Origin of the sequence: Aestuariibaculum sp. YM273, assembly GCF_030908365.1 — a bacterium.
Taxonomy (GTDB): domain Bacteria; phylum Bacteroidota; class Bacteroidia; order Flavobacteriales; family Flavobacteriaceae; genus Aestuariibaculum; species Aestuariibaculum marinum.
This window is the reverse complement of sequence record NZ_CP133090.1, coordinates 127,717-151,152: the sequence shown is the minus strand read 5'-3', so window position 1 is coordinate 151,152 and position 23,436 is coordinate 127,717. Positions and strand designations below refer to the sequence as shown.

Annotated in this window: 19 protein-coding genes; 11 read left to right on the top strand and 8 right to left on the bottom strand. The window is 34.7% G+C overall.

Features of this window, described 5'->3' with window-relative positions; genetic code table 11:
* Positions 1-44: 44 nt before the first annotated feature.
* The 3 genes from RBH94_RS00660 to RBH94_RS00650 form a co-directional block, all read right to left on the bottom strand.
* Positions 45-1,985 (bottom strand): M56 family metallopeptidase, encoded by a 1,941-nt coding sequence (locus RBH94_RS00660; RefSeq protein WP_307881925.1) that lies wholly within the window; start codon positions 1,983-1,985, stop codon positions 45-47.
* Between the two features lie 2 nt (positions 1,986-1,987).
* Entirely contained in the window at positions 1,988-2,350 is a 363-nt protein-coding gene (locus RBH94_RS00655) for a BlaI/MecI/CopY family transcriptional regulator (protein ID WP_307881924.1), read from the bottom strand.
* A 138-nt stretch (positions 2,351-2,488) separates the two neighbouring features.
* Positions 2,489-3,331, bottom strand: coding sequence for a hypothetical protein (locus RBH94_RS00650; protein ID WP_307881923.1), 843 nt, complete (start codon positions 3,329-3,331; stop codon positions 2,489-2,491).
* A gap of 153 nt (positions 3,332-3,484) precedes the next feature.
* Between RBH94_RS00650 and RBH94_RS00645 the strand changes: the two genes are divergently transcribed.
* Positions 3,485-4,432 carry a calcium/sodium antiporter gene (locus tag RBH94_RS00645; protein ID WP_307881922.1) on the top strand — a complete coding sequence of 316 codons (948 nt, stop codon included), beginning with the start codon at positions 3,485-3,487 and terminating at the stop codon, positions 4,430-4,432.
* A 91-nt stretch (positions 4,433-4,523) separates the two neighbouring features.
* Here the strand turns inward: RBH94_RS00645 and RBH94_RS00640 are convergent, their stop codons facing one another.
* Positions 4,524-5,546, bottom strand: a complete 1,023-nt coding sequence (locus RBH94_RS00640) for a glutamine synthetase beta-grasp domain-containing protein (RefSeq protein WP_307881921.1) — start codon at positions 5,544-5,546, stop codon at positions 4,524-4,526.
* A gap of 258 nt (positions 5,547-5,804) precedes the next feature.
* On the opposite strand from RBH94_RS00640, the gene RBH94_RS00635 reads away from it, so the two are divergent.
* The 7 genes from RBH94_RS00635 to RBH94_RS00605 all read left to right on the top strand — a co-directional run bounded on the left by RBH94_RS00635 (position 5,805) and on the right by RBH94_RS00605 (position 16,174).
* Complete coding sequence (locus RBH94_RS00635) at positions 5,805-7,991, top strand: glutamine synthetase III (RefSeq protein WP_307881920.1); 2,187 nt, start codon at positions 5,805-5,807, stop codon at positions 7,989-7,991.
* Between the two features lie 143 nt (positions 7,992-8,134).
* Positions 8,135-9,313 carry an AIR synthase related protein gene (locus RBH94_RS00630; RefSeq protein WP_307881919.1) on the top strand — a complete coding sequence of 393 codons (1,179 nt, stop codon included), beginning with the start codon at positions 8,135-8,137 and terminating at the stop codon, positions 9,311-9,313.
* A gap of 135 nt (positions 9,314-9,448) precedes the next feature.
* Entirely contained in the window at positions 9,449-10,408 is a 960-nt protein-coding gene (locus RBH94_RS00625) for a DUF3078 domain-containing protein (protein WP_307881918.1), read from the top strand.
* Between the two features lie 283 nt (positions 10,409-10,691).
* Positions 10,692-13,250: an adenosylcobalamin-dependent ribonucleoside-diphosphate reductase gene (locus tag RBH94_RS00620; RefSeq protein ID WP_307883122.1), complete on the top strand. Its 2,559-nt coding sequence runs from the start codon at positions 10,692-10,694 to the stop codon at positions 13,248-13,250.
* Between the two features lie 154 nt (positions 13,251-13,404).
* Positions 13,405-14,481 (top strand): peptide chain release factor 1, encoded by a 1,077-nt coding sequence (gene prfA, locus RBH94_RS00615; RefSeq protein WP_188223318.1) that lies wholly within the window; start codon positions 13,405-13,407, stop codon positions 14,479-14,481.
* A gap of 34 nt (positions 14,482-14,515) precedes the next feature.
* Positions 14,516-15,331 (top strand): orotidine-5'-phosphate decarboxylase, encoded by an 816-nt coding sequence (gene pyrF / locus RBH94_RS00610; RefSeq protein WP_307881917.1) that lies wholly within the window; start codon positions 14,516-14,518, stop codon positions 15,329-15,331.
* Between the two features lie 69 nt (positions 15,332-15,400).
* Positions 15,401-16,174, top strand: a complete 774-nt coding sequence (locus RBH94_RS00605; RefSeq protein ID WP_307881916.1) for an ABC transporter substrate-binding protein — start codon at positions 15,401-15,403, stop codon at positions 16,172-16,174.
* A 178-nt stretch (positions 16,175-16,352) separates the two neighbouring features.
* Here RBH94_RS00605 and RBH94_RS00600 read toward each other — a convergent pair whose 3' ends face one another.
* From RBH94_RS00600 to purU, 3 genes are all read right to left on the bottom strand, one after another.
* Positions 16,353-16,550 (bottom strand): Lacal_2735 family protein, encoded by a 198-nt coding sequence (locus tag RBH94_RS00600; protein ID WP_307881915.1) that lies wholly within the window; start codon positions 16,548-16,550, stop codon positions 16,353-16,355.
* 109 nt (positions 16,551-16,659) lie between these two features.
* Positions 16,660-17,367, bottom strand: a complete 708-nt coding sequence (locus RBH94_RS00595) for a DUF4197 domain-containing protein (RefSeq protein ID WP_307881914.1) — start codon at positions 17,365-17,367, stop codon at positions 16,660-16,662.
* A 76-nt stretch (positions 17,368-17,443) separates the two neighbouring features.
* On the bottom strand, positions 17,444-18,298 hold the full coding sequence (gene purU, locus RBH94_RS00590) for a formyltetrahydrofolate deformylase (RefSeq protein WP_307881913.1): 855 nt from the start codon (positions 18,296-18,298) through the stop codon (positions 17,444-17,446).
* Positions 18,299-18,452: 154 nt separating this feature from the next.
* On the opposite strand from purU, the gene RBH94_RS00585 reads away from it, so the two are divergent.
* Entirely contained in the window at positions 18,453-21,875 is a 3,423-nt protein-coding gene (locus tag RBH94_RS00585; RefSeq protein ID WP_307881912.1) for a methylmalonyl-CoA mutase family protein, read from the top strand.
* 203 nt (positions 21,876-22,078) lie between these two features.
* Positions 22,079-22,234 carry a hypothetical protein gene (locus RBH94_RS00580; RefSeq protein WP_307881911.1) on the top strand — a complete coding sequence of 52 codons (156 nt, stop codon included), beginning with the start codon at positions 22,079-22,081 and terminating at the stop codon, positions 22,232-22,234.
* A gap of 238 nt (positions 22,235-22,472) precedes the next feature.
* Here RBH94_RS00580 and RBH94_RS00575 read toward each other — a convergent pair whose 3' ends face one another.
* Positions 22,473-22,868, bottom strand: coding sequence for a hypothetical protein (locus RBH94_RS00575; protein WP_307881910.1), 396 nt, complete (start codon positions 22,866-22,868; stop codon positions 22,473-22,475).
* Between the two features lie 124 nt (positions 22,869-22,992).
* On the opposite strand from RBH94_RS00575, the gene RBH94_RS00570 reads away from it, so the two are divergent.
* Positions 22,993-23,436 (top strand): Lrp/AsnC family transcriptional regulator, encoded by a 444-nt coding sequence (locus tag RBH94_RS00570; protein ID WP_307881909.1) that lies wholly within the window; start codon positions 22,993-22,995, stop codon positions 23,434-23,436.

Genomic DNA, 23,436 nt, shown 5'->3' with positions numbered 1-23,436 from the left:
CCCGAACCAATTGGTCCGGGATTTTGTTTGATTAATTTAAGGAGTTATTTTTTTAAAGTTATTTCAATAACGCCATTTTCACCTCTTTCACCATATTTTTTTGTAGCATTTTCTCCTTTTAGAACATCAACGCTTTCAATTTCTTCAAGTTTTATTTTTTTTAATTCTTCTTCCGAAATCTCTTTACCATCTAAAATAAAAATTGGGTCACCTCCTTTAAATTCTATTTGATGCGTTTTTATGCTATCTTGAAGAGGTCCAACAACTTTAACATAGGGCTGTTTAGAGTTTTTGGATTTACTTTTTATTGTAACAACTCCGTTTTTAGCTTTGTCGCCATATTTTTCTATAAGATCGTTACCTTGTTTAGTGACGCTAATAGATTCAATCTCAAATGTGTTTAAAGATTGTGCTTGTTTAGTATTAATTATTTTACCGTCAAGAATATATACAGGTTCATTTTCAAAAGAATGATTTAAATCTTTCAAAACATTTGGTGTTTCATGAACATATATAGTGTCTTTAGTAGCAGCAATAACATTTTTATTTACGCCAGTTGTTACTTTCCAAGGAGAAGCTTCTTTTTTTGAAGTGATTTCTACAACCCCATTTTTACCTTTATCGCCGTATTTTTCAATGGCAGCTTTGCCTTTTAAAACATTAACTCTTTCAATTGATTCAGGTGATATTTCTTTTATTTTTTCAGAAGAAATTTCTTTACCGTCTAAATAGTATAAAGGTGGAGGAACAGAATCGAAGGATTTTTTTACTTTGAATTCAGTTTTCCATTGGTTTGGTTTTGGGTCTGCCGTTGTGTCTCTAACTGCAAAAAGTTCTGTTTCAGAGGAGTCTACTGGTTTTACGCCGATTACATCTTTCGTTTTATAGAATAAAAAAGGTTCTAAAGGGGCATTGTTGTTAGGCGCATTCCAAGTCGTTGCACCTCGTGCATCATTAAAATGAGCTTTTAAACTAATAATCTCACCGTTGCTATTTCTGATTAAATTTGAGAATGTAAAATCTATATTTTGATTGTTTTTCAGATTAACTTTAATTTTCTCAAGTTGTTGGTCTGTAATATCTTTTGTAAAGAGAATTGAGGTATCTTTAGTGCTGATTCTTTCTTTGTCTTGCGTGTTAACGTAAACTTCCTGAGTATTAAAACTCATTAAAAAGAATGCCAAAGCAGGTATAACCAAAGCATATTTTAGTAAATGGGATTGTTTTGATTTTGATTTGTGTAACATAACGATTCGTTTTTTGATTAATGAATTATAGAATGTATTACTTAAAGCCATTTGATGAGAATGTAATTTTGTTTTAAGTAAGGTGTATTGATACTCTTTTTTGTTTGATGTTTGATCAATAACGGTTTGGTCTGCCAGATACTCTAGGTTTTGTTTAATAGCTTTATTATAAAGCCAAATGAAAGGATTAAACCATAATATGATACTGGTTATTTGGGTTACTAAAATATCTATAGAATGGCCTTGTGAGACATGTGCTTTTTCGTGTTTCAGAACATGTTCTAATTCTTTTTCGGTAAAATGGTTGGGATTATAAACAATCCAATTGAAAAAAGAAAAAGGCTGAGTGTCTTGCGTAGTTTCAATGAGTTTATATGATTCTTCTTTTTTTGATTTATCTTTTGCAATTACAGATTTAAGTGAAAATAATTGAAGTAAAAATCTGGTTGAAAATATGACTAAACCTGTGAAATAAACATAGGGGAGGTAGTCTAAAATATTAAAGGGTGTTTCTTGTACTTCGTTTATTATGGCATTGTTATAACTAACATTTGGTAAGACCACAGGGGTATACTCAATATAAACAGGAATGATGATAAGAGGAATAAGGAATGCCGTAAGACATCCGGAAATTAAAAACCAACGGTTAGTCTTGAAAAATGTTTCTCGTTGTAAAAATAACTTGTAAATAATATAGAATATTATGGTAATGGCACTGGTTTTTAGTAAATATTCCATGACTACTTATTTTTACTTTCAATTAGGTCAATTATATCTTTAAGCTCGTCTACACTTATTTTTTCTTCTTTAGCGAAAAAGGAAACCAGATTTTTGTATGAGTTATTAAAATAATTATCTAATGCAGAGCTCAAAAACTTGGCTCGGTAGGCCTCTTTGGTAACAATAGGGAAGTATTGGTGCGTTTTGCCAAAGGCATTATAACCAACATAGCCTTTTTCTTCTAAGTGCCGAATAATAGTAGATAGGGTGTTGTAATGCGGCTTGTCTTTGGTTATTTCAGCCAGTACGTCTTTAACAAATGCTTTTTCAAGTTTCCAAAGAATGTGCATAACTTCTTCTTCTTTGTTTGTTAGTTTTTCCATAATACCATATACTTTTCAAGTTGATCAAACTTATAACTATTTTTATAGTTATACAACTATTAATTTAGTTTTTGTGAGAATTTAACATAAAAAAGAGGCATTGAGCCTCTTGTAATTACATATTAATTAAAAGTAGAATTACTTTGTTGTTGCTATTACAGCACCGTCTTTAGCTTTCTCACCATAAATACTCATGGCGGTTTTCGGTTTTAATTGGTCTACTACTTTTAGTTTGTTTTCCTTTGCTAATTTATCTAATGAGTCAAAGTCACTTTCTTTGCCATCAATAATAATAAGTTTATTAGTGTTGGGGTCGTCTATAAATTTAAATTGGCCAGGTTTACCGTGTTCAGGATTAAAAAGCGAAGAAAAAGCCTCAGAGTCGAATTGTTCTTCCAGTTGTTTTCTTAACTTATCCATATCTATGTTTTGGCCATTAAAAGAGAAGCTACCGTTTTCACTGTTAAATAAGTCATCGAGATTAAAACTTCCAAAGTTTTTCAAGTTCATACCAGGAATGGAGTCGTTGTCGAAACTAAATAGTTGTATATTAGGCATGTTTGAAAATCCTAAGGCGTTTTGATCTAAACTGTTTTTTGATGATATAAATAACGAACTGTTTTTCCTGCCAAACATAATTTCAGGAATAGGATTCGTACTGGAAAAACTACTAATTGCCGATTGGTTGTTATCTGCTCTTAATTCAATTTTAAGACCGGTAATTTCGTTTAACTCATTGCGTTCAATGTTCTTAAAACTGGCTGTTACACCACTGTCTTTCATCATGTTTTTAATATCTTCAAAATCTTTTTCCGATGTCTTTTTGTTAATGGTCGCAATCACATCAGAGTCTTGATTAATGGTTTTGCACAGCAAATTGGATTTTGAAGCATTAAACGCAAAACTGTTTATTGAGACAAGACCTAAAATTACAAAAGCGCAAAGGCTTAAACCTAGTTTTAAAGCATATTTAGATTTCATAATATATGGTTTTAAAAGATTTTGATTTAAAGTTAAGACTTAATGTTTTTGCTTGTAAAAGTTTAACCAAACTTTAAAAACAAGTGTTAATAAATGTAAATTTATAAGTTCATAGAAATGAGCGAAACCTTATCTTCGCATAAAATTTATTATATGAGTATACTATTAGTTCTGTTAGGATTTGCACTTTTGGTTATAGGCGGAGAATTTTTAGTGCGGTCGTCGGTAGCTTTATCATTTAAGTTTAATATTTCTAAAATGGTAATTGGAATGACGGTGGTGTCGTTTGCTACTTCGGCACCAGAGTTATTGGTTAGCTTACAGGCAGCATTGTCTGGATCGTCGGCTATTGCTATTAACAATGTGGTAGGGTCTAATATTGCTAATATAGGTTTGGTTTTAGGGTGTACTGCCTTATTGGGATCTATAGCAGTAGATAAATCTTTTTATAAATTGAACTGGCCTGCTATGATGTTGTTTAGTTTGGTGTTGTATTATTTTTTAAGTCAAGATAGTTTCTTGTCTGCGATTGAGGGTGGTATTTTGTTTGCTGCATTATGGTTGTTCTTAATCGTGTTAATTAAATATGCAGGGAAGGATACCGAAGTAGAAGAGGTAGATGATGCTTTGGCAGTAGTATCTAACTTTAAAATAGGAATATGGTTATTAATAGGATCGGTAGCATTATATTATGGTAGTGAATGGTTGGTTGAAGGCGCAAAAGATATCGCAAAATCTATTGGGGTAAGCGAAGCGGTAATAGGTGTATCTTTAATAGCTATAGGTACTAGTGTTCCTGAATTGGCGGCCTCTATAATAGCTGCGGCAAAACAGGAGAAAGCCATTTCTTTGGGGAATTTAATTGGTTCTAATATATTTAATATTGGTTCTGTTCTAGGACTAACAGCCATTGTAAAGCCAATTGAGGTGACTGAGCCTTTAATATTGTCAAGAGATATTTTCTGGATGCTGGGCTTTGCTTTTATTTTGTTGCCTCTTGTGTTTGTACCAAAACGTTTTGAGATCGATAAAATGAAAGGCTTAATTTTGGTTTTGGCCTACGGGATTTTTATGTTTTTATTGTTTAACAATGGAAAATAATTTCATTACCATAAAAGGGAAGGAAATAAAAAAGGGCTTACAAATTTGTAAACCCTTTTTTATTATGAACAAAGTATAAACTTTATAATTATTATACTTCTGCAGACTTAACAGTTTTGATAATTCTTGCAGCAATTTTGTATGGATCACCATTTGAAGCAGGACGTCTGTCTTCTAACCATCCTTTATATCCTTTTTCTACAGTGATAATTGGAATACGGATTGAAGCACCACGGTCAGATACACCATAAGAGAAATCTGTAATAGCAGCTGTTTCGTGTAAACCTGTTAAACGTTGGTCGTTAAACTCACCGTATACAGCAATGTGCTCATCAACTACAGGACGGAAAGCTTCACATATTTTATCGTAAGTTTCTTTACTTCCACAAGTTCTTAATGTTGTGTTAGAGAAGTTAGCATGCATACCAGAACCATTCCAATCCATGTCTTTTCCTAATGGTTTTGGGTGATAATCGATATAGTATCCATACTTTTCAGTTAAACGGTCTAGTAAGTATCTAGCAACCCAGATTTCGTCACCAGCTTGTTTAGCTCCTTTTGCGAATAATTGGAATTCCCATTGTCCACAAGCAACCTCTTGGTTAATACCTTCGAAGTTTAATCCAGCTTCGATACATAAATCAGCATGCTCTTCAACTAAATCTCTACCGTGTGTGTTTTTTCCACCTACAGAACAGTAATACATTCCTTGTGGAGCAGGGTAACCACCTACAGGGAAACCTAAAGGTAATTGAGTTTTAGTATCCATAATAAAATACTCTTGCTCAAAACCAAACCAGAAATCATCATCTTCATCATCAATTGTCGCTCTACCGTTAGATACGTGAGGAGTTCCATCAGGATTTAAAACTTCAGTCATTACTAAGTATCCGTTTACACGTTCTGGATCAGGATAGATAGCAACAGGCTTTAATACACAATCAGAAGAACCACCTTCAGCTTGTCTTGTTGAAGACCCGTCGAAAGACCAGTTTCCAATTTCTTCAAGAGTTCCTTTGAAGTCTTCATGCTCTTCTACTTTAGTTTTACTTCTCATGTTTTGGGTAGGGAAATATCCATCTAACCAAATGTATTCTAGCTTAATTTTTGCCATAATAAATATTTTATAAAATGATAATATTGATATTTAAGGCAAATATATATTTTTATTTTAGACTTTGTATTTTATGGGGGTGTTTTCCGAAAACTTAAACTTATTTTTGTTTAGACCCTATTTTTTTGAGGTATCCATTAAAAAAACTATATTATTTTATATTAAAACTGAAAAATTCTTAAATGGTAAATAGTACTAAATAATGCCGATATTCTTATTTTTGCGAAAAATAGTTTTAAAAATAATAACACTCAGATAATGCCTACATTACGATTTCATGCTATAAAAGAATCGCTGTCTAATAAACCAGTATTGGTTGAAGAGAATGAGCGTCGTTCCAAATTATTTGGTCAGAATGTGTTTAACGAAAACACGATGCGACAATACTTAACCAAAGATGCCTTTATGGGGGTAATGAATGCAGTGAAGTTTGGAAAAAAGATTGATCGTAGTCTCGCAGATCAGGTGTCGTCTTCGATGAAAGACTGGGCCTTATCAAAAGGGGTAACACACTATACACACTGGTTTCAACCATTAACAGGGACAACCGCAGAGAAACACGATGCTTTTTTTGAAACGGTAGGAGACGGCATTGCTATAGAAAAATTTGGTGGTGATCAGTTAGTGCAACAAGAACCAGATGCATCAAGTTTTCCGCACGGAGGCATTAGAAATACTTTTGAAGCCAGAGGTTATACAGCTTGGGATCCTACTTCTCCAGCATTTGTGTATGGTACAACCTTATGTATTCCTACTATTTTTGTAGCGTATACAGGTGAGGCTTTAGATTATAAAACCCCATTATTAAGAGCGTTACAGGCAGTAGATGCAGCAGCAACCGAGGTTTGTAAGTATTTCGATAAGAATGTTAAGAAAGTGACATCGTCTTTAGGGTGGGAACAGGAATACTTTTTAATAGATAAAGCGCTAGCAACCAGCAGACCGGATATAACACTAACAGGACGTACTTTATTAGGGCATTCGTCTGCAAAGGGACAGCAGTTAGATGATCATTATTTTGGTTCTATTCCAACAAGAGCGTTTAATTTTATGCGTGAGTTGGAAACTGAGTGTGTGTTGTTGGGGATACCGGTAAAGACCAGACACAACGAGGTAGCTCCAAATCAGTTTGAGTTAGCGCCCATTTTTGAAGAGGCGAATTTAGCGGTCGATCATAACTCGTTGTTAATGGATGTTATGGGGCGTATTGCTTCAAAACACAACTTAAAAGTGTTGTTACACGAAAAACCATTTGCCGGTATTAATGGTTCCGGTAAACATAATAATTGGTCCTTGTCAACCGATACAGGTGTTAATTTATTGGCACCAGGAAAAACCCCTATGAGTAACCTTCAGTTTTTAACCTTTTTCATTAACACGATTAAAGCGGTGCATGAACATGAAGAATTGTTAAGAGCGTCTATCGCTTCAGCAAGTAATGACCATAGGTTGGGAGCTAACGAAGCACCACCGGCTATTATTTCAGTGTTTATTGGTCAGCAGTTAACAAAGGTACTTGAGGAATTAGAGGGGGTAACTAAAGGTAAATTATCACCGGAAGAGAAAACAGAGTTGAAATTAAATGTGGTCGGTAAGATTCCGGATGTGCTTTTAGATAATACCGATAGAAACAGAACATCGCCATTTGCTTTTACTGGAAATAAATTTGAGTTTAGAGCGGTTGGATCTTTAGCGAACTGTGGTAACCCAATGACCATTTTAAATACCATAGTCGCAAAGCAACTTCAGGATTTTAAAGTAGAGGTTGATAAGCTGATTGATAAAAAGGACTTAAAGAAAGATGAAGCGATATTTAACGTGCTTCGTGAGTATATTAAATCGACAAAATCCATTTTATTTGAAGGTAACGGTTATGGAAAAGAGTGGGAGATTGAAGCTAAAAAGCGTGGATTAAGTAATAATAAAACCACGCCAGAAGCACTTAAAGCAAAGATTTCAGATAAGACGATTAAGTTGTTTGAGGAAATGAATGTGATGAGTTCTATTGAAACCAAGGCGCGTTACGAAATTGAAATGGAAGCCTATATTATGCATATCCAAATTGAAGGTCGTGTTTTAGGAGATATTGCGCGTAACCATATTGTGCCAACCGCGGTAAAATATCAGAATGTATTAATAGAAAACGTAAAAGGGTTAAAAGAGATTTTCGATAAAAAATTTACTACGGTTTCTAAAGAACAAATCAATTTAATAGAGGAAATATCTAGTCATATAGAAGGTATTAACTCCAATGTGACTAAAATGATTAATGAGCGTAAAAAAGCAAATACGTTGGAAGATGTTGAAAAGAAAGCTTTAGCTTATTGTAACGATGTAAAGCCGTTGTTTGATGATATTCGTTACCACTGTGACAAATTGGAATTATTGGTGGATGATGAAATCTGGCCATTAACTAAATACAGAGAATTACTATTTACAAGGTAGGATTCCAATAAAGACGTATTTAAATAGAACCTAAAATTAAGATGTGCTTTACGGCGTTTTAATCTTAATTGTCGATAAAAAATCCCGTTTTAATACGGGATTTTTTATTTCAAAGAATTAAATTTGCAACTCAATACAATACTATGAGTCAAGAAGTTTCTAAACGCTACGCACAACGCGGAGTTTCGGCATCGAAAGAAGATGTACATAATGCAATTAAAAACATTGATAAAGGGCTGTTTCCTAAGGCTTTTTGTAAAATCGTACCAGACTATTTAACAAACGACGAGGATTACTGCTTAATCATGCATGCAGATGGCGCAGGAACAAAATCATCTTTGGCTTATATGTATTGGAAAGAAACCGGAGATCTTTCGGTTTGGAAAGGTATTGCTCAGGATGCTTTAATTATGAATATTGATGATTTATTATGTGTTGGAGCAACCGACAATATAATGTTGTCATCAACTATAGGTAGAAATAAAAACCTGATTCCGGGAGAAGTGATTTCAGCAATCATTAACGGAACAGAAGAGTTAATTGAAGAATTAAAGTCTTTTGGTGTAACCATTCATTCAACTGGAGGTGAAACTGCAGATGTTGGGGATTTAGTACGTACCATTATTGTAGATTCTACCGTAACAGCACGTATGAAACGTAGCGATGTGGTTGATAATGCAAATATTCAGGCTGGTGATGTTATTATTGGTTTAGAAAGTTTTGGTCAGGCGACTTACGAGAAATCGTATAACGGCGGTATGGGAAGTAATGGGTTAACATCGGCTAGACACGATGTATTCAATAATTACTTAGCTAAAAAATACCCTGAAAGTTTTGATGCTTCAGTGCCAGAGGATTTAGTGTATTCAGGTAATGTAAAATTAACCGATGCGGTTGAAGATTCTCCAATCGATGCCGGTCAGTTAGTGTTATCGCCAACACGTACCTATGCACCAATCATCAAGCAAATTTTATCAGAATACAATAGCGATAAAGTGCATGGTATGGTACACTGTTCGGGTGGAGCTCAAACTAAAATTCTTCATTTTGTAGATCAGTTTCATATTGTTAAAGATAATATGTTCCCGATTCCGCCTTTATTCAAGTTAATACAAGAGCAGAGTAAAACCGATTGGAAAGAAATGTACCAGGTATTTAACTGTGGGCATAGAATGGAGTTATATGTATCTCCTGAAATAGCAGAAGACATCATTAAAATTTCGAAATCATTTAATGTAAATGCACAAATAATAGGTCGAGTAGAGGCTTCAGAAACCAAAAAGCTTACAATAAAAAGCGAGTATGGAGAGTTTAACTACTAAACTTTTTATTCAATGTCGTTGAAATGGAACGGTTATTGATGACAAGTGTATTTTATTAAAGTAAACTAACACAGCTAGTAAAATAAACATCCATATAAAGGTATGTTGCTTTTTATGAGCATTATGTAATGGCACATGAAAAACATTGTATTAATAATTTTTTGTTTCTTTTTTCAAATTATTTCAGCACAACCAGATTCATTATTCTTAAAAGTTAAATCAGAAAAATACGAAGGCCCGCAGTGGGTGCAAAAAAATAAAGCTACGGTAGATTTAAGCGAGGTGGCTTTTGTGAATTGGAATGCCGGGGGTACAAATTCTATTAGTGGTTTATTAGGATTTGAAACGTCGGCTAATTATTCCGATAAGTATTTTAATTGGAAAAATAACGCTGTGCTTCGTGTGGGTATGAATAAACAGGAGGCTACAGAATTGAGGAAAACCGATGATTTATTTGAAATCAATTCTAACATCGGTTATCAACCTAACGATAATTCCAACTGGTTTTATTCCGCGCGTCTTAATTTTAAAACGCAATTGTTTAATGGTTATAAGTACCCTAATAAGGATAATCCTATTTCGCGTTTTATGGCACCGGGTTACCTTTTCTTTGGGGGTGGTATGGAATATGGTAAGAATATAGATAAAACATCACTTTATTTTTCGCCAGTCACAATGAAAGCGACCTTCGTTCTTGATGAAGATTTAGCCAATGCTGGGAAATTTGGTGTAGAGCCGGGGGTTTACGATTCGGAGGGAAATTTATTAGTGCCAGGAAAACGTGTGCGTCGTGAGGTTGGTATTCTTGTAACCAACAGTTATGAAATGGAAGTGGCTCAAAATGTAAGGGCAAAACATCAGTTAAGTTTATATTCAGATTACGTCAATAATTTTGGTAATGTGGATATCGATTGGAGTATAGACTTCGATTTTAAAGTAAATAGTTTTATTCGCGCGACACTTGGGTCTCACATTCGTTACGATGATGATATTAAAACTTTGGAAGAAACCGATGTTGAAGGCGAGTATGCTGAAGCTGGAGCAAAGATTCAGTGGAAGCAGTTCTTGGGTATTGGGTTTGCTGTAGATTTTTAAGAGTTTTTTTATTTCGATAATTACTGGAATTTTTGATTAAAATTACTTCGTAGTTAGTAGAAAACACGATACTTTTTCTTTAACTTTTGTAGTTTTTCGCATTTTGTAAGGGTTGAATAATGTTTCAAAAATTTGTTAACTTTTTATTGTTGATAAATTTTCAAAACGTTAATAATCAGTTATTTGTGTTTTTTTATTGAAAACTTTATGATTTTTATCATGTTTTAGTTTGGAGATTTTTTACGTTATTTGTGGTGTAGAACCAGTAAAAACTTCCATTCCTATGCCTGTAGAAACACAAACTCACCAAAAGCCAACAACTTACACTCAAGACGAAGCATTCGAAGCTTCAAAAATCTATTTTAAAGGGGACGATTTAGCTGCCCGTGTTTGGATTAATAAATATGCCTTAAAGGATTCAGAAGGTAATTTATACGAGAAAACACCTAACGATATGCACCGTCGTATCGCTAAGGAAATTGCAAGAATTGAAAGTAATTATGCTAACCCACTTTCCGAAGAGCAAATTTTCGATTTAATAAAAGATTTTAAATATATCGTGCCACAAGGAAGCCCTATGGCGGGTATTGGTAATCCGTATCAAACAGCATCGTTATCTAATTGCTTTGTTATTGGTAATTCAGGAGAGTCTGATTCTTATGGTGGTATTATGAAAATAGACCAGGAACAGGTGCAGTTAATGAAGCGCCGTGGAGGGGTTGGTCACGATTTATCGCACATCAGGCCAAAAGGGTCTCCTGTGAAAAATTCAGCGTTAACCTCTACGGGAATTGTGCCTTTTATGGAACGTTATTCAAATTCTACACGAGAGGTGGCGCAAGATGGTCGTCGTGGAGCTTTAATGCTTTCAGTGTCTATTAATCATCCGGATTCAGAAGATTTTATTGATGCAAAATTAGAGCAGGGAAAAGTTACAGGGGCGAATGTATCGGTAAGAATTGATGATGCGTTTATGAAAGCTGTTAAGGCAGATGGAGAATATGTTCAGAAATACCCAATTTTCAGTGAAAGCCCAAAATATAGTAAAACCATTCAGGCTACAGATGTTTGGAAGAAAATAGTACATAATGCATGGAAATCTGCAGAGCCGGGGATTTTGTTTTGGGACACGGTAATTAATGAGTCTGTGCCAGATTGTTATGCAGATTTAGGCTATAAAACCGTATCTACAAACCCATGTGGGGAGATTCCGTTATGTCCTTACGATTCTTGTCGTTTATTGGCAATTAACTTATTGTCTTACGTAGAGAATCCGTTTACGTCGCACGCTAAATTCAATTTCGATTTATTTAAGCAGCATGCAGCTATAGCACAACGAATGATGGATGACATCATCGATTTAGAGTTAGAGAAAATCGATGTGGTTTTAGAAAAAATTGATAACGATCCTGAATTAGACGAGGTGAAAGCTGTTGAGCGTAACCTATGGTTAAATATTAAAAAGAAAGCTGAAGAAGGAAGACGTACAGGTATTGGTATTACTGCCGAAGGCGATATGTTAGCTGCTTTAGGTATTCAATACGGAAGTGAAGCCGGTAATGCTTTTTCTTTAGAGGTGCATAAAACCTTGTGTTTAGAAGTGTATCGTGCTTCAGTTTACACGGCTAAAGAGCGTGGTGCTTTTGCAATTTATGATTCAGAAAGAGAGAAAAACAATCCGTTAATTCAGCGTATCAAGAATGAAGACGAGAAGTTGTATTATGATATGCAGGAATACGGACGTAGAAATATTGCTTTATTAACCATTGCGCCAACAGGAACAACAAGTTTAATGACGCAAACATCGTCTGGTATTGAACCTGTATTTATGCCGGTTTACAAACGTAGAAGAAAAGTAAACCCTAACGACAAAGAGGTGCGTGTTGATTTTGTTGATGAAGTAGGAGACTCTTGGGAAGAATATGTGGTATTCCACCATCGTTTTAAACAATGGATGGAAGTTAACGGTATCGATACCAGTAAGAACTTTACACAGGAAGAGTTAGACGAATTAATCCAAAAGTCACCGTACTACAAAGCAACATCTAACGATGTAGATTGGTTGAGTAAAGTGAGCATGCAGGGAGCCATTCAAAAATGGGTAGACCACTCGATTAGTGTAACCATTAATTTACCAAACGATGTCTCTGAAGATTTAGTAGGAGATTTATACCTTAAAGCCTGGGAAGTAGGTTGTAAAGGCGTCACGGTTTATCGTGATGGATCTCGTTCTGGGGTTTTAATTTCGAATGACGAAAAGAAGGAGACTGAGAATTCGGAGGTATTAACAACATTCCCGGTAAAACGTCCGGAAGTTTTGGAAGCCGATGTTGTAAGATTCCAAAACAACAAAGAAAAGTGGATTGCCTTTATTGGTTTAATCGACGGTAAACCATATGAGATTTTTACAGGTTTAGCTGATGATGAAGATGGTATTTTAATTCCACGTTGGGTGAATGAAGGCTTAATCATTAAAGGTAAAAATGAAGACGGAACCAAACGTTACGACTTCCAATATAAAAACAAAAGAGGTTATAAGACGACTATTGAAGGACTGTCTTATAAATTCAATCCAGAATTCTGGAACTATGCGAAGTTAATTTCAAGTACGTTACGTCATGGTATGCCAATCGATAAAGTGGTTGACTTAATTAATAGTTTACAATTAGATAATGCGTCTATTAATACCTGGAAAAATGGTGTGGTTCGTGCGGTAAAACGCTACGTTGAAGATGGCACTGAGGCTAAAGGACATGTTTGTGATAACTGTAAATCTAAAAACTTAGTGTATCAGGAAGGCTGTTTAACTTGTACAGATTGTGGGTCCTCAAAATGTGGATAAAATAATTTTAAAATAAAGAATTTAAAGGAAGTCGAAAGGCTTCCTTTTTTTATGTGTAAGATATTCAAGAAAATTAAAATTAATTATTTCAATTTTTGAACTCACGATTTATCAATTCATAAATTATCGTATTTTTGCGACACAATTTAATTAGATGTTAGACAAATTACAAATAGTAAAGCAGCGTTTCGACGAGGTGAGTGATTTAATCATTCAGCCAGATATTATATCAGATCAAAAACGCTATGTACAACTTAACAAAGAATATAAAGACCTTAAGGTACTTGTAGAAAAGCGCGACGAGTATATTGAAGCGACTAATAATTTAGCAGAAGCCGAAGAAATCATTGCAGATGGTAGCGATGCCGAAATGGTAGAAATGGCTAAAATGCAGTATGAAGAGTCTAAAGAGTTAATCCCTAAATTAGAGGATGAAATTAAGTTTCTTTTAATTCCAAAAGACCCTGAAGATGCTAAGAATGCTGTAGTCGAGTTACGTGCCGGAACCGGTGGTGACGAAGCGAGTATTTTTGCTGGTGACTTATTTAGAATGTACACTAAATATTGCGAAGGCAAAGGCTGGAAAGTAGATACGGTAGACTTTAGCGAAGGAACTAACGGCGGATTTAAAGAAATTCAGTTTGAGGTGTCTGGTGAAGATGTTTATGGAACTTTAAAATTTGAAGCAGGGGTTCATCGTGTACAACGTGTGCCACAAACCGAAACACAAGGTCGCGTGCATACTAGTGCTGCAACGGTAATGGTATTCCCGGAAGCCGAAGAGTTTGATGTGGAAATCAACCCTAAAGATGTACGTATCGATTACTTCTGTTCATCAGGTCCTGGTGGGCAGTCGGTAAACACAACCTATTCAGCGGTGCGTTTAACACATATCCCAACAGGATTAGTGGCGCAGTGTCAAGATCAAAAATCACAGCATAAGAATAAAGAAAAAGCCTTTAAAGTATTACGTTCGCGTTTATACGATTTAGAACTTGCTAAAAAGCAGGAGGAAGATGCTGCGAAACGTGGAAGTATGGTGACTTCTGGTGACAGAAGTGCTAAGATTAGAACTTATAACTACCCGCAGGGACGTGTAACAGATCATAGAATTGGTTTAACACTTTACGATTTAAGTAATATTGTAAATGGTGATATTCAAAAAATAATTGATGAGTTACAATTGGCCGAAAACACTGAAAAGTTAAAAGCTAACGATAACGTAATTTAAAAATGAATAGCCTCTTTAAGAGGCTTTTTTATATATGACAACAGCACAACTTGTAGAACAGATTAAGAAGAAGCAATCCTTTTTATGTATTGGTTTAGATGTCGATTTAAACAAAATACCGGAGCATCTTTTAAAAGAAGAAGATCCTATCTTTGCTTTTAATAAAGCGATTATCGATGCAACGCATCATTTATGTGTAGCTTACAAGCCGAATACAGCGTTTTATGAAGCTTATGGTTTAAAAGGGTGGAAAGCTTTAGAGAAAACCATTAATTATTTAAATGAAAATCATCCTGAAATTTTTACGATTGCCGATGCCAAACGTGGTGATATAGGAAATACAAGTACGATGTATGCTAAAGCTTTTTTCGAGGATTTAGCGTTTGATTCGGTTACTGTAGCACCCTACATGGGTAAAGATTCTGTAGAGCCATTTTTAGCATTTCAGGATAAGCATACCATTATGTTAGGATTAACATCGAATGCTGGAGCATTTGATTTTCAAACGCAATTAGTTGACGGTAAAGAATTATATAAGCAGGTTTTAGCAACCTCTAAGACTTGGGAGAATTCTGAAAACTTAATGTATGTGGTCGGAGCCACTAAAGCAGAGTATTTAGCTGATATTCGTCAAATTATTCCAGACAGTTTCTTGTTAGTTCCTGGAGTAGGAGCGCAAGGTGGAAATTTACAAGACGTTTGTAAATACGGAATGAATGATTCGGTAGGTTTGCTTATTAATTCTTCAAGAGGGATTATTTACGCTTCTAAAGATGAAGATTATGCCCAAGTAGCTGCTGAAAAAGCTAAAGAACTGCAAGCTGAAATGGCTGAGATTCTTTCAGTTTAAATTTCAAAATAATATAAAATACGATAATTCGTTTTGGAGGTTTTAGATCAATTACAAAGAACAATTGAATTGAAAAGCATTCCAAAGCGAATTATTTCTTTAGTACCCAGCCAAACCGAATTGTTATGCGATTTAGGTTTAGAAGAATCCCTTGTTGGGGTGACTAAGTTTTGTGTGCATCCACATCATATAACAACTGATGTGGAGGTGGTTGGAGGTACTAAGCAGGTTCATTTAGATAAAATAAAAGCCTTAAAGCCTGATGTCATTCTATGCAATAAGGAGGAAAATACCAAGGAAATTGTAGAGGCTTGTGAAACCATTTGTCCGGTTCACGTTTCTGATATTTATACGATAGCCGATAGTATTGAACTTATAAAGCAATATGGTTATTTGTTTGATAAGCGAACTCAAGCTGAAGCAATGTCTTCAAAAATAGCTGCTGAGGTTAGAGATTTTAAAGTCTTTTTAAAAGATAAGCAAGAATTGAAAGTGGCTTATTTTATTTGGAAATCACCTTGGATGGTGGCTGCAAATCATACTTTTATAAATCATCTTCTGGAATTAAATAAATTCACCAATGCTTTCCTTGAGCTAGAGCGTTATCCAGAAGTGTTTTTAGAAGCGTCGGGAGGATATGACGCTGTTGATTTGGTCTTGTTATCTAGTGAACCCTTTCCGTTTAAGGAAAATCATAAAGATGAGGTGCAAGCATATTTTCCAAAAGCTAAAATTGTTTTAGCTGATGGAGAACTATTTTCCTGGTACGGTTCTAGGTTACTAAAAGCATTTAAGTATTTTAAAATGCTCCGTTTAAATCTTGAGAATAATCTAGCTTGCTAGTATCATCTACAAAATTTTCAACTTTACGTTCTAATTCTTTTAAGCTGATTAACTTGTTTAGGTTTGGCTTAATTCTTCCGACTTTACAAAATTGTGTACTCATAACTTGTTTTTTTATAAAGTACGTGATTTTGTGTGGTTTAGATGTAAGGTAATCGTTAAATAAATGATAAATACGTTAAACTAAAGTTTTTTGATGCTCTCTAGCTAAATATTTTAAACGATTTAATTTATTGAGAAGTTTGATGGCCATGTATTCAGAAATATCACTTTGTGCAGAATCTGTCTGGCGTAAGTTATACGCTTGTTCTATTAAAAGCTTATACTTATTTTTAAGCTTCTCCTGATCGATTCGTATGCGGTCAAGTCTATCCATTGATAACTGAATTTCAGATAGTTAAATATACATTTTTTATCTAATAAAAAAAAAAATCCGATAATTATTTTATTAACCATCGGATTTGTATTGAAAACATTGGTGTTTTTTAATCTTGAAGCGCAAAAACTTGTTTAAGTAAAGTGGTTGTTCTCGAAGAGATGTCGGTACGAATTTCTTTTTCTTCAACTGCAATCATTGTGTATACACCTTCAAGAGCTTCACTGGTTACATAATCGGTTAAATCTGGATTAACATTATTCGTAAAAGGAATACTGTTGTATTTGTTAATTAGATTGGTCCAGATTTTATCGGCACCTACTTTGGTAAACGAACTATTAATTACTGGGTGAAATTTGTCGTATAAAGCCGTTTGTGTTTTTCCTGTTAAATATTGCGTAGCCGCATTGTCGTTACCTAATAAAATGCTTTTAGCATCGGTAAAGGTGATTTGCTTAACCGCATCTACGAAAATAGGGGTTGCTTCTTTTACAGCATCTTCGGCAGCACGATTTAAAGCTTTTAAGCCTTCGTCTGCTAAACTTCCTAAGCCAATACTTCTAAGGCTTTTATCAACCTGTTGTAATTCTTCAGGAAGTAATATTTTAACCAGATCATTTTTATAAAAACCATCGGTTTGGGTTAGCTTCGATACTTGTTTCTCTATTCCTAAATTTAAGGCTTCTCTTAATCCAGAGGCTATCTGATCGTTTCCTATAGTTGTTCCTGTTTGTGGAAGCTGATTAATAACTTGTTGTAGGTCGCCACAGGCAGTTAATGCAAAAATTATGGATACTGCGAATATCTTTTTAATCATATTTGGGTGTTTTATATCTTAAACAAATATAGGGTTTAAGATTTACAATTATAGTCTAGGTATTATTTCAATTATATCAAGAGAATATTACCGTTTTGTTATTATAAACCATAACTTTTCTATCGGCGTGTAATTTTATGGCATTAGCCAATACAATTTTTTCTAAATCACGTCCTTTTGCAATTAAATCTGGAATGGAGTGAGCATGAGTTACACGAGTTACATCCTGTTCTATAATTGGTCCAGCGTCCAATTCTTCGGTAACGTAATGACTGGTGGCTCCAATAATTTTCACACCACGCTTAAATGCCGAATGATAGGGTTTGGCGCCAATAAAAGCCGGTAAAAAGGAATGGTGAATATTAATGATTTTATTTGGGTATTTATCGATAAGCGATTTAGGTATAATTTGCATATAACGCGCTAAAACTATAAAGTTGATACCGTGTTCTTCAAGAAGGGCTAATTGCCTATTGGCGGCTTCTTCTTTGGTGTCTTTCGTTACCGGAATGTGATGAAACGGAATTTTAAAACTATCGGCAATGGGTTTTAAATCCTTATGATTGCTTATGATAAAAGGAATTTCAAGATTAAGTTCGCCAGAATTATAACGCCCTAATAAATCGTAAAGACAGTGATCGTATTTAGAAATGAATAAAGCCATTTTCGGTTTGCTTTCCGAGGAGTAAATTCGCCATTTCATTTTAAAAACATCGGCCATTTCTTTTTTAAAGGAAGCTTTAAGACTTTCTGTAGAAAAAGTATCATTAATAAATTCACTTTCCAGTCGCATGAAAAATTCATTTTGTTCGCGATCTACAAACTGATCGATATAAACAATATTTCCTTCATTATTGGCGATAAAATTGGTTACTGAAGCAATAATATTTGGGCGGTCTTTACAGTGTATAAGTATGGTAATTTTATTCATAATCATATATAAGTCTCTCAAAATTAATCTAAAAATCACTTAAGAAGAAAGTGAGAATATGAAATTTAGATAATCGCTTGTAAATAGTTGAATTTTTTGAATATTTCGTAAATTTGACGCATATATAATAGTTTTATTTAATTATACTGAAAAGATGCGTACAGCTCCTTATAAACCAAAACATAAAGTTAGAATTGTTACCGCGGCCTCGTTATTCGATGGTCATGATGCTGCGATAAATATCATGCGCCGAATTATTCAATCTACCGGTGTTGAAGTCATTCATCTTGGACACGACAGAAGTGTTGAAGAGGTTGTAAATACAGCCATTCAGGAAGATGCCAATGCTATTGCGATGACGTCTTATCAAGGCGGGCATAACGAATATTTTAAGTACATGTACGATTTGTTAAAGGAAAAAGGCGCGTCACACATCAAGATTTTTGGTGGCGGAGGTGGTGTAATCCTTCCTGAGGAAATCAAAGAATTAATGGATTATGGGATTACTCGTATTTATTCGCCAGATGATGGAAGGGAACTTGGCTTACAAGGTATGATTAACGATTTAGTCGAACAATCCGATTTTGCGGTTGGCGATTCGCTAAATGGAGAAGTAAAAGAATTGGAGACCAAAAATCCTAAATCGATTGCTCGTGTAATCTCGTCGGCTGAAAATTTTCCTGAAGTAGCCAAAGAAACTTTAGAAATTATACATGATAAAAATAAAACCTGTAATACGCCGGTTTTAGGCATTACAGGAACAGGAGGAGCAGGGAAATCCTCTTTGGTTGATGAGTTAGTTCGTCGTTTTTTAATCGATTTTCCAGAAAAAACAATCGGAATTATTTCTGTCGATCCTTCAAAGCGTAAAACAGGAGGTGCACTTTTAGGCGATCGTATTCGTATGAATGCCATTAATAATTCAAGAGTTTATATGCGTAGTTTGGCAACGCGCCAATCGAATCTAGCTTTATCGCGGCATGTGAATGAGGCGATTGAAGTGCTAAAGGCAGCCAATTACGATTTAATCATTTTAGAAACTTCTGGTATTGGGCAATCGGATACCGAAATTATAGAACACAGTAATGTCTCTTTATATGTAATGACGCCGGAATTTGGTGCCGCTACACAATTAGAGAAAATCGATATGCTTGATTTCGCCGATTTAGTGGCGATAAATAAGTTTGATAAGCGTGGCGCTTTAGATGCCTTGCGCGATGTGAAAAAACAATACATGCGTAATCATGAACTTTGGGAAGTGAATCAGGATGACTTGCCTGTATTTGGAACCATTGCTTCTCAGTTTAACGATCCTGGTATGAATTCACTCTACAAAGCGGTGATGGATAAGATTGCTGAAAAATCCGGAGTCGATTTACAGTCTACGTTCCAAATTTCGAAAGAAATGAGTGAAAAGATTTTTGTCATTCCACCAAGCCGAACACGTTATTTGTCGGAAATTGCAGAAACCAATCGCTCTTATGATGAAAACGTTGTTGAACAGGTTGAAGTAGCTCAAAAGTTATACGGAATCTATAAAACGATTGAGTCTGTAGTCGGAGAAGTTCCTGAGTTAGATAAGTCTGGAATTGATAATGAAGCTTTGACAATTACTGAAGATAATTCTGCTTTTGTAAAGTTATTGATAGGGGAATTCGATCGTGTAAAAATGAACCTTGACCCTTATAACTGGGAAATCATTACTGGTTGGAGTGAGAAAGTGGATAAGTATAAAAATCCGATTTATTCCTTTAAAGTACGTGATAAAGAAATTAAGATTGAAACCCATACCGAATCCTTATCGCATACGCAAATACCAAAAGTAGCTTTGCCAAAATATCAGGCTTGGGGAGACATCTTACGTTGGACTTTACAAGAAAATGTGCCGGGAGAATTTCCGTATACTTCAGGGTTGTATCCGTTTAAACGTACAGGAGAAGATCCAACACGTATGTTTGCCGGAGAAGGAGGACCAGAGCGTACCAACAGGCGTTTTCATTATGTAAGTTTAGGGATGCCTGCAAAGCGTTTATCTACGGCTTTCGATAGTGTAACCTTGTATGGTAACGACCCGGATTACCGTCCGGATATTTATGGGAAAATAGGGAATGCAGGTGTAAGTATCTGTTGTTTAGACGATGCTAAAAAGCTGTATTCCGGATTTAATCTTGCTGATGCCATGACTTCAGTGAGTATGACGATTAATGGCCCTGCACCCATGTTATTGGGCTTCTTTATGAATGCAGCTATCGATCAGCAATGTGAATTATATATTAAGGAGCAAGGTCTTGAAAAAGAGGTAGAAGACAAAATTGAAGCGATTTATAAAGAAAAAGGTGTCGAGCGTCCTAAATATAATGGTGAATTACCTGAAGGTAACGACGGTTTAGGGTTAATGCTGCTGGGTGTTACCGGAGATCAGGTCTTACCAGAAGCCGTTTATAATGAGATTAAAACTAAAACCATTGCTCAGGTTAGAGGAACAGTACAGGCAGATATTTTAAAAGAAGATCAGGCGCAAAATACCTGCATTTTTTCAACGGAATTTGCACTTCGATTAATGGGAGACGTTCAGGAGTATTTTATTGAAAATAACGTTCGTAATTTTTATTCAGTGTCTATTTCTGGATATCATATTGCAGAAGCCGGAGCAAATCCTATTACACAGTTAGCGTTGACCTTATCTAACGGATTTACTTACGTAGAATACTATTTGTCCAGGGGTATGGATATTAATAAGTTCGGACCAAATTTATCATTCTTTTTCTCTAATGGTATCGACCCGGAATATGCGGTAATTGGTCGTGTGGCGCGTAGAATCTGGGCTAAAGCGTTAAAGCAAAAATATGGAGCTAATCCAAGAGCGCAAATGTTGAAATACCACATTCAAACTTCAGGTAGAAGTTTACATGCTCAGGAAATCGATTTTAACGATATCCGTACTACGCTTCAAGCGTTATATGCTATTTATGACAACTGTAACTCGTTACACACAAATGCTTACGATGAAGCCATTACAACGCCAACCGAGGAATCTGTGCGTCGTGCGATGGCCATTCAATTAATAATTAATAAAGAATTAGGTTTAGCAAGAAATGAAAACCCTATTCAAGGTTCATTTATTATAGAAGAATTAACCGATTTAGTTGAAGAAGCTGTATTGGCAGAATTCGATCGCATTACGGAACGTGGTGGTGTTTTAGGGGCTATGGAAACCATGTATCAGCGAAGTAAAATTCAGGAAGAAAGCTTGTATTACGAAACGTTGAAACATAATGGTGAATTCCCGATTATTGGTGTGAATACCTTCTTGAGTAGCAAGGGATCGCCAACAATTCAGCCAAAAGAAGTGATTCGTGCTACTGAAGATGAAAAGCAATTCCAGATAAAAACATTGGAGAATCTTCATAAAACATATGAAGGTCGTATAGAAACCATTTTATCTGAAGTGCAGGAAGCTGCTATTCAAAACCAAAATGTATTTGAAGTATTAATGGAAGCTACTAAGGTATGTTCTTTGGGGCAAATTACAGAAGCTTTATTTGAAGTAGGAGGGCAGTATCGTAGAAATATGTAAACGCTAGTTTTTTCTAATAGATCATAAAATCCTGAACCTGAGTTCGGGATTTTTTATACTATATAGTTGAAAAATAGACGTGTAGTTTATCATGATTTTTTGTAAAATGTTGCAAATTAAAGATTTAAATGAACTGATTAACTAGAAATTTATGTTTCAGTGTGTTTCTTAGGTATCTTAAATGTTCTCTAAAAGTCAATAATATGTTCAATTTAAAATACATTATTATGGAAGCAACTTTAAATTACAATTTTAACAGAAGGTCTGAGAATCACATCGACTGGTTATTAAACGTTATTAAATCGGAGAAATACTATGAAATTGATAGTTACATAGTTAAGTTAGATAAAGCAAGTTAAATTTATTTAAAACCAGAGATTTATACGTAGAACATTACTTTTATTTTTAACTGGGCTAATATTCAAAAGACTTAGAATCTTAGGAATAATAGCCAAAAAAGAAGAACTTTTAAAGCAGTTTAAAAACTGTTTAGAAGGCAGAATTAATCTTAGCAAGTATTGCTAGTATTAATTCTGCTTTTTTATTTTTTATGAATTGGGATGTTATTAGAAAGAAAAGAGAAAATGACACCTTGGGTTATAATGTTAATAACCAAGTACGCTGTAATTGTTTGAATTTTTTCAATTCACTACGTAAAATAGGTAAAAAGTCTTTACCGTTGCTGTTCGATTTTTCTAAACGATACGAATTTCTGTATAACTTGTTTGTTAAGCGTTTTAAGGCAGCAATATGTTTGTGTCTTTTTTCGGTGTAACGTTCTAATTCTACATTAGCAATTTCCGGAGCTAATGAGATAGATTGCTGAACAATATCCCCTGAAAAATAGATGTTATTATCTTCAGAACCATCTGGTTTAAGGTCTGATAAATCGTGGTTTAAGTACGATGAAATGCTTTGTGATAGTGCGAAAATTTCTATCGCTTTTTTATAAATCGGTAATTCCGATAGGTTTTGTGGGGTATTGCGTGACATAATCTTTTTCTCTTTAGCGTTTTTATCAAAATTACAGACAAGTATTCATATTCTTCTTTAAGATTTAAAGTAAAATTGTATATTTACTTTAATATTTAATTTTTTAACGTAATTTATCTTTTGAATGGTTTTAGATGCGCTTAACTGGAAGATTTTGAAGTGTTTACAGCAAAATGCAAGACTCTCAAATGCCGAAATAGGACGACAAGTTGGGATAAGTTCGCCTGCAGTTTCCGAACGCATTAAGAAAATGGAAGATGCTGGAATTATTTTAGGATATAAAACTGTAGTTTCACCCTTAGATATGGGATATCAATTAAAAGCAATAATTACTTTGCGCGCTTTTATAGGTAAGTTAAAACCCTTTTTAGAAAAGGTAAAAACTTATGATGAGGTTTTGAATTGCTACCGAATTACAGGAAACGAAAACATTGTTATGGAAGTCGTGCTTAAAAATCAAAAGCACTTAGAAATGTTTATCGATCAGTTGATTATTTATGGAGAAACCAAAACGCAAATTGTATTGTCTCACGTCACACGATTTAAAGAAATAAAACCAATAAAATAA

What these genes read in the sequence shown, in the direction of transcription:
- RBH94_RS00660 (WP_307881925.1), bottom strand. Translation starts at nt 1,985, where the DNA reads ATGGAATATTTACTAAAAACCAGTGCCATTACCATAATATTCTATATT.
- RBH94_RS00655 (WP_307881924.1), bottom strand. Translation starts at nt 2,350, where the DNA reads ATGGAAAAACTAACAAACAAAGAAGAAGAAGTTATGCACATTCTTTGG.
- RBH94_RS00650 (WP_307881923.1), bottom strand. Translation starts at nt 3,331, where the DNA reads ATGAAATCTAAATATGCTTTAAAACTAGGTTTAAGCCTTTGCGCTTTT.
- RBH94_RS00645 (WP_307881922.1), top strand. Translation starts at nt 3,485, where the DNA reads ATGAGTATACTATTAGTTCTGTTAGGATTTGCACTTTTGGTTATAGGC.
- RBH94_RS00640 (WP_307881921.1), bottom strand. Translation starts at nt 5,546, where the DNA reads ATGGCAAAAATTAAGCTAGAATACATTTGGTTAGATGGATATTTCCCT.
- RBH94_RS00635 (WP_307881920.1), top strand. Translation starts at nt 5,805, where the DNA reads ATGCCTACATTACGATTTCATGCTATAAAAGAATCGCTGTCTAATAAA.
- RBH94_RS00630 (WP_307881919.1), top strand. Translation starts at nt 8,135, where the DNA reads ATGAGTCAAGAAGTTTCTAAACGCTACGCACAACGCGGAGTTTCGGCA.
- RBH94_RS00625 (WP_307881918.1), top strand. Translation starts at nt 9,449, where the DNA reads ATGAAAAACATTGTATTAATAATTTTTTGTTTCTTTTTTCAAATTATT.
- RBH94_RS00620 (WP_307883122.1), top strand. Translation starts at nt 10,692, where the DNA reads ATGCCTGTAGAAACACAAACTCACCAAAAGCCAACAACTTACACTCAA.
- prfA (WP_188223318.1), top strand. Translation starts at nt 13,405, where the DNA reads ATGTTAGACAAATTACAAATAGTAAAGCAGCGTTTCGACGAGGTGAGT.
- pyrF (WP_307881917.1), top strand. Translation starts at nt 14,516, where the DNA reads ATGACAACAGCACAACTTGTAGAACAGATTAAGAAGAAGCAATCCTTT.
- RBH94_RS00600 (WP_307881915.1), bottom strand. Translation starts at nt 16,550, where the DNA reads ATGGATAGACTTGACCGCATACGAATCGATCAGGAGAAGCTTAAAAAT.
- RBH94_RS00595 (WP_307881914.1), bottom strand. Translation starts at nt 17,367, where the DNA reads ATGATTAAAAAGATATTCGCAGTATCCATAATTTTTGCATTAACTGCC.
- purU (WP_307881913.1), bottom strand. Translation starts at nt 18,298, where the DNA reads ATGAATAAAATTACCATACTTATACACTGTAAAGACCGCCCAAATATT.
- RBH94_RS00585 (WP_307881912.1), top strand. Translation starts at nt 18,453, where the DNA reads ATGCGTACAGCTCCTTATAAACCAAAACATAAAGTTAGAATTGTTACC.
- RBH94_RS00580 (WP_307881911.1), top strand. Translation starts at nt 22,079, where the DNA reads ATGTTCAATTTAAAATACATTATTATGGAAGCAACTTTAAATTACAAT.
- RBH94_RS00575 (WP_307881910.1), bottom strand. Translation starts at nt 22,868, where the DNA reads ATGTCACGCAATACCCCACAAAACCTATCGGAATTACCGATTTATAAA.
- RBH94_RS00570 (WP_307881909.1), top strand. Translation starts at nt 22,993, where the DNA reads ATGGTTTTAGATGCGCTTAACTGGAAGATTTTGAAGTGTTTACAGCAA.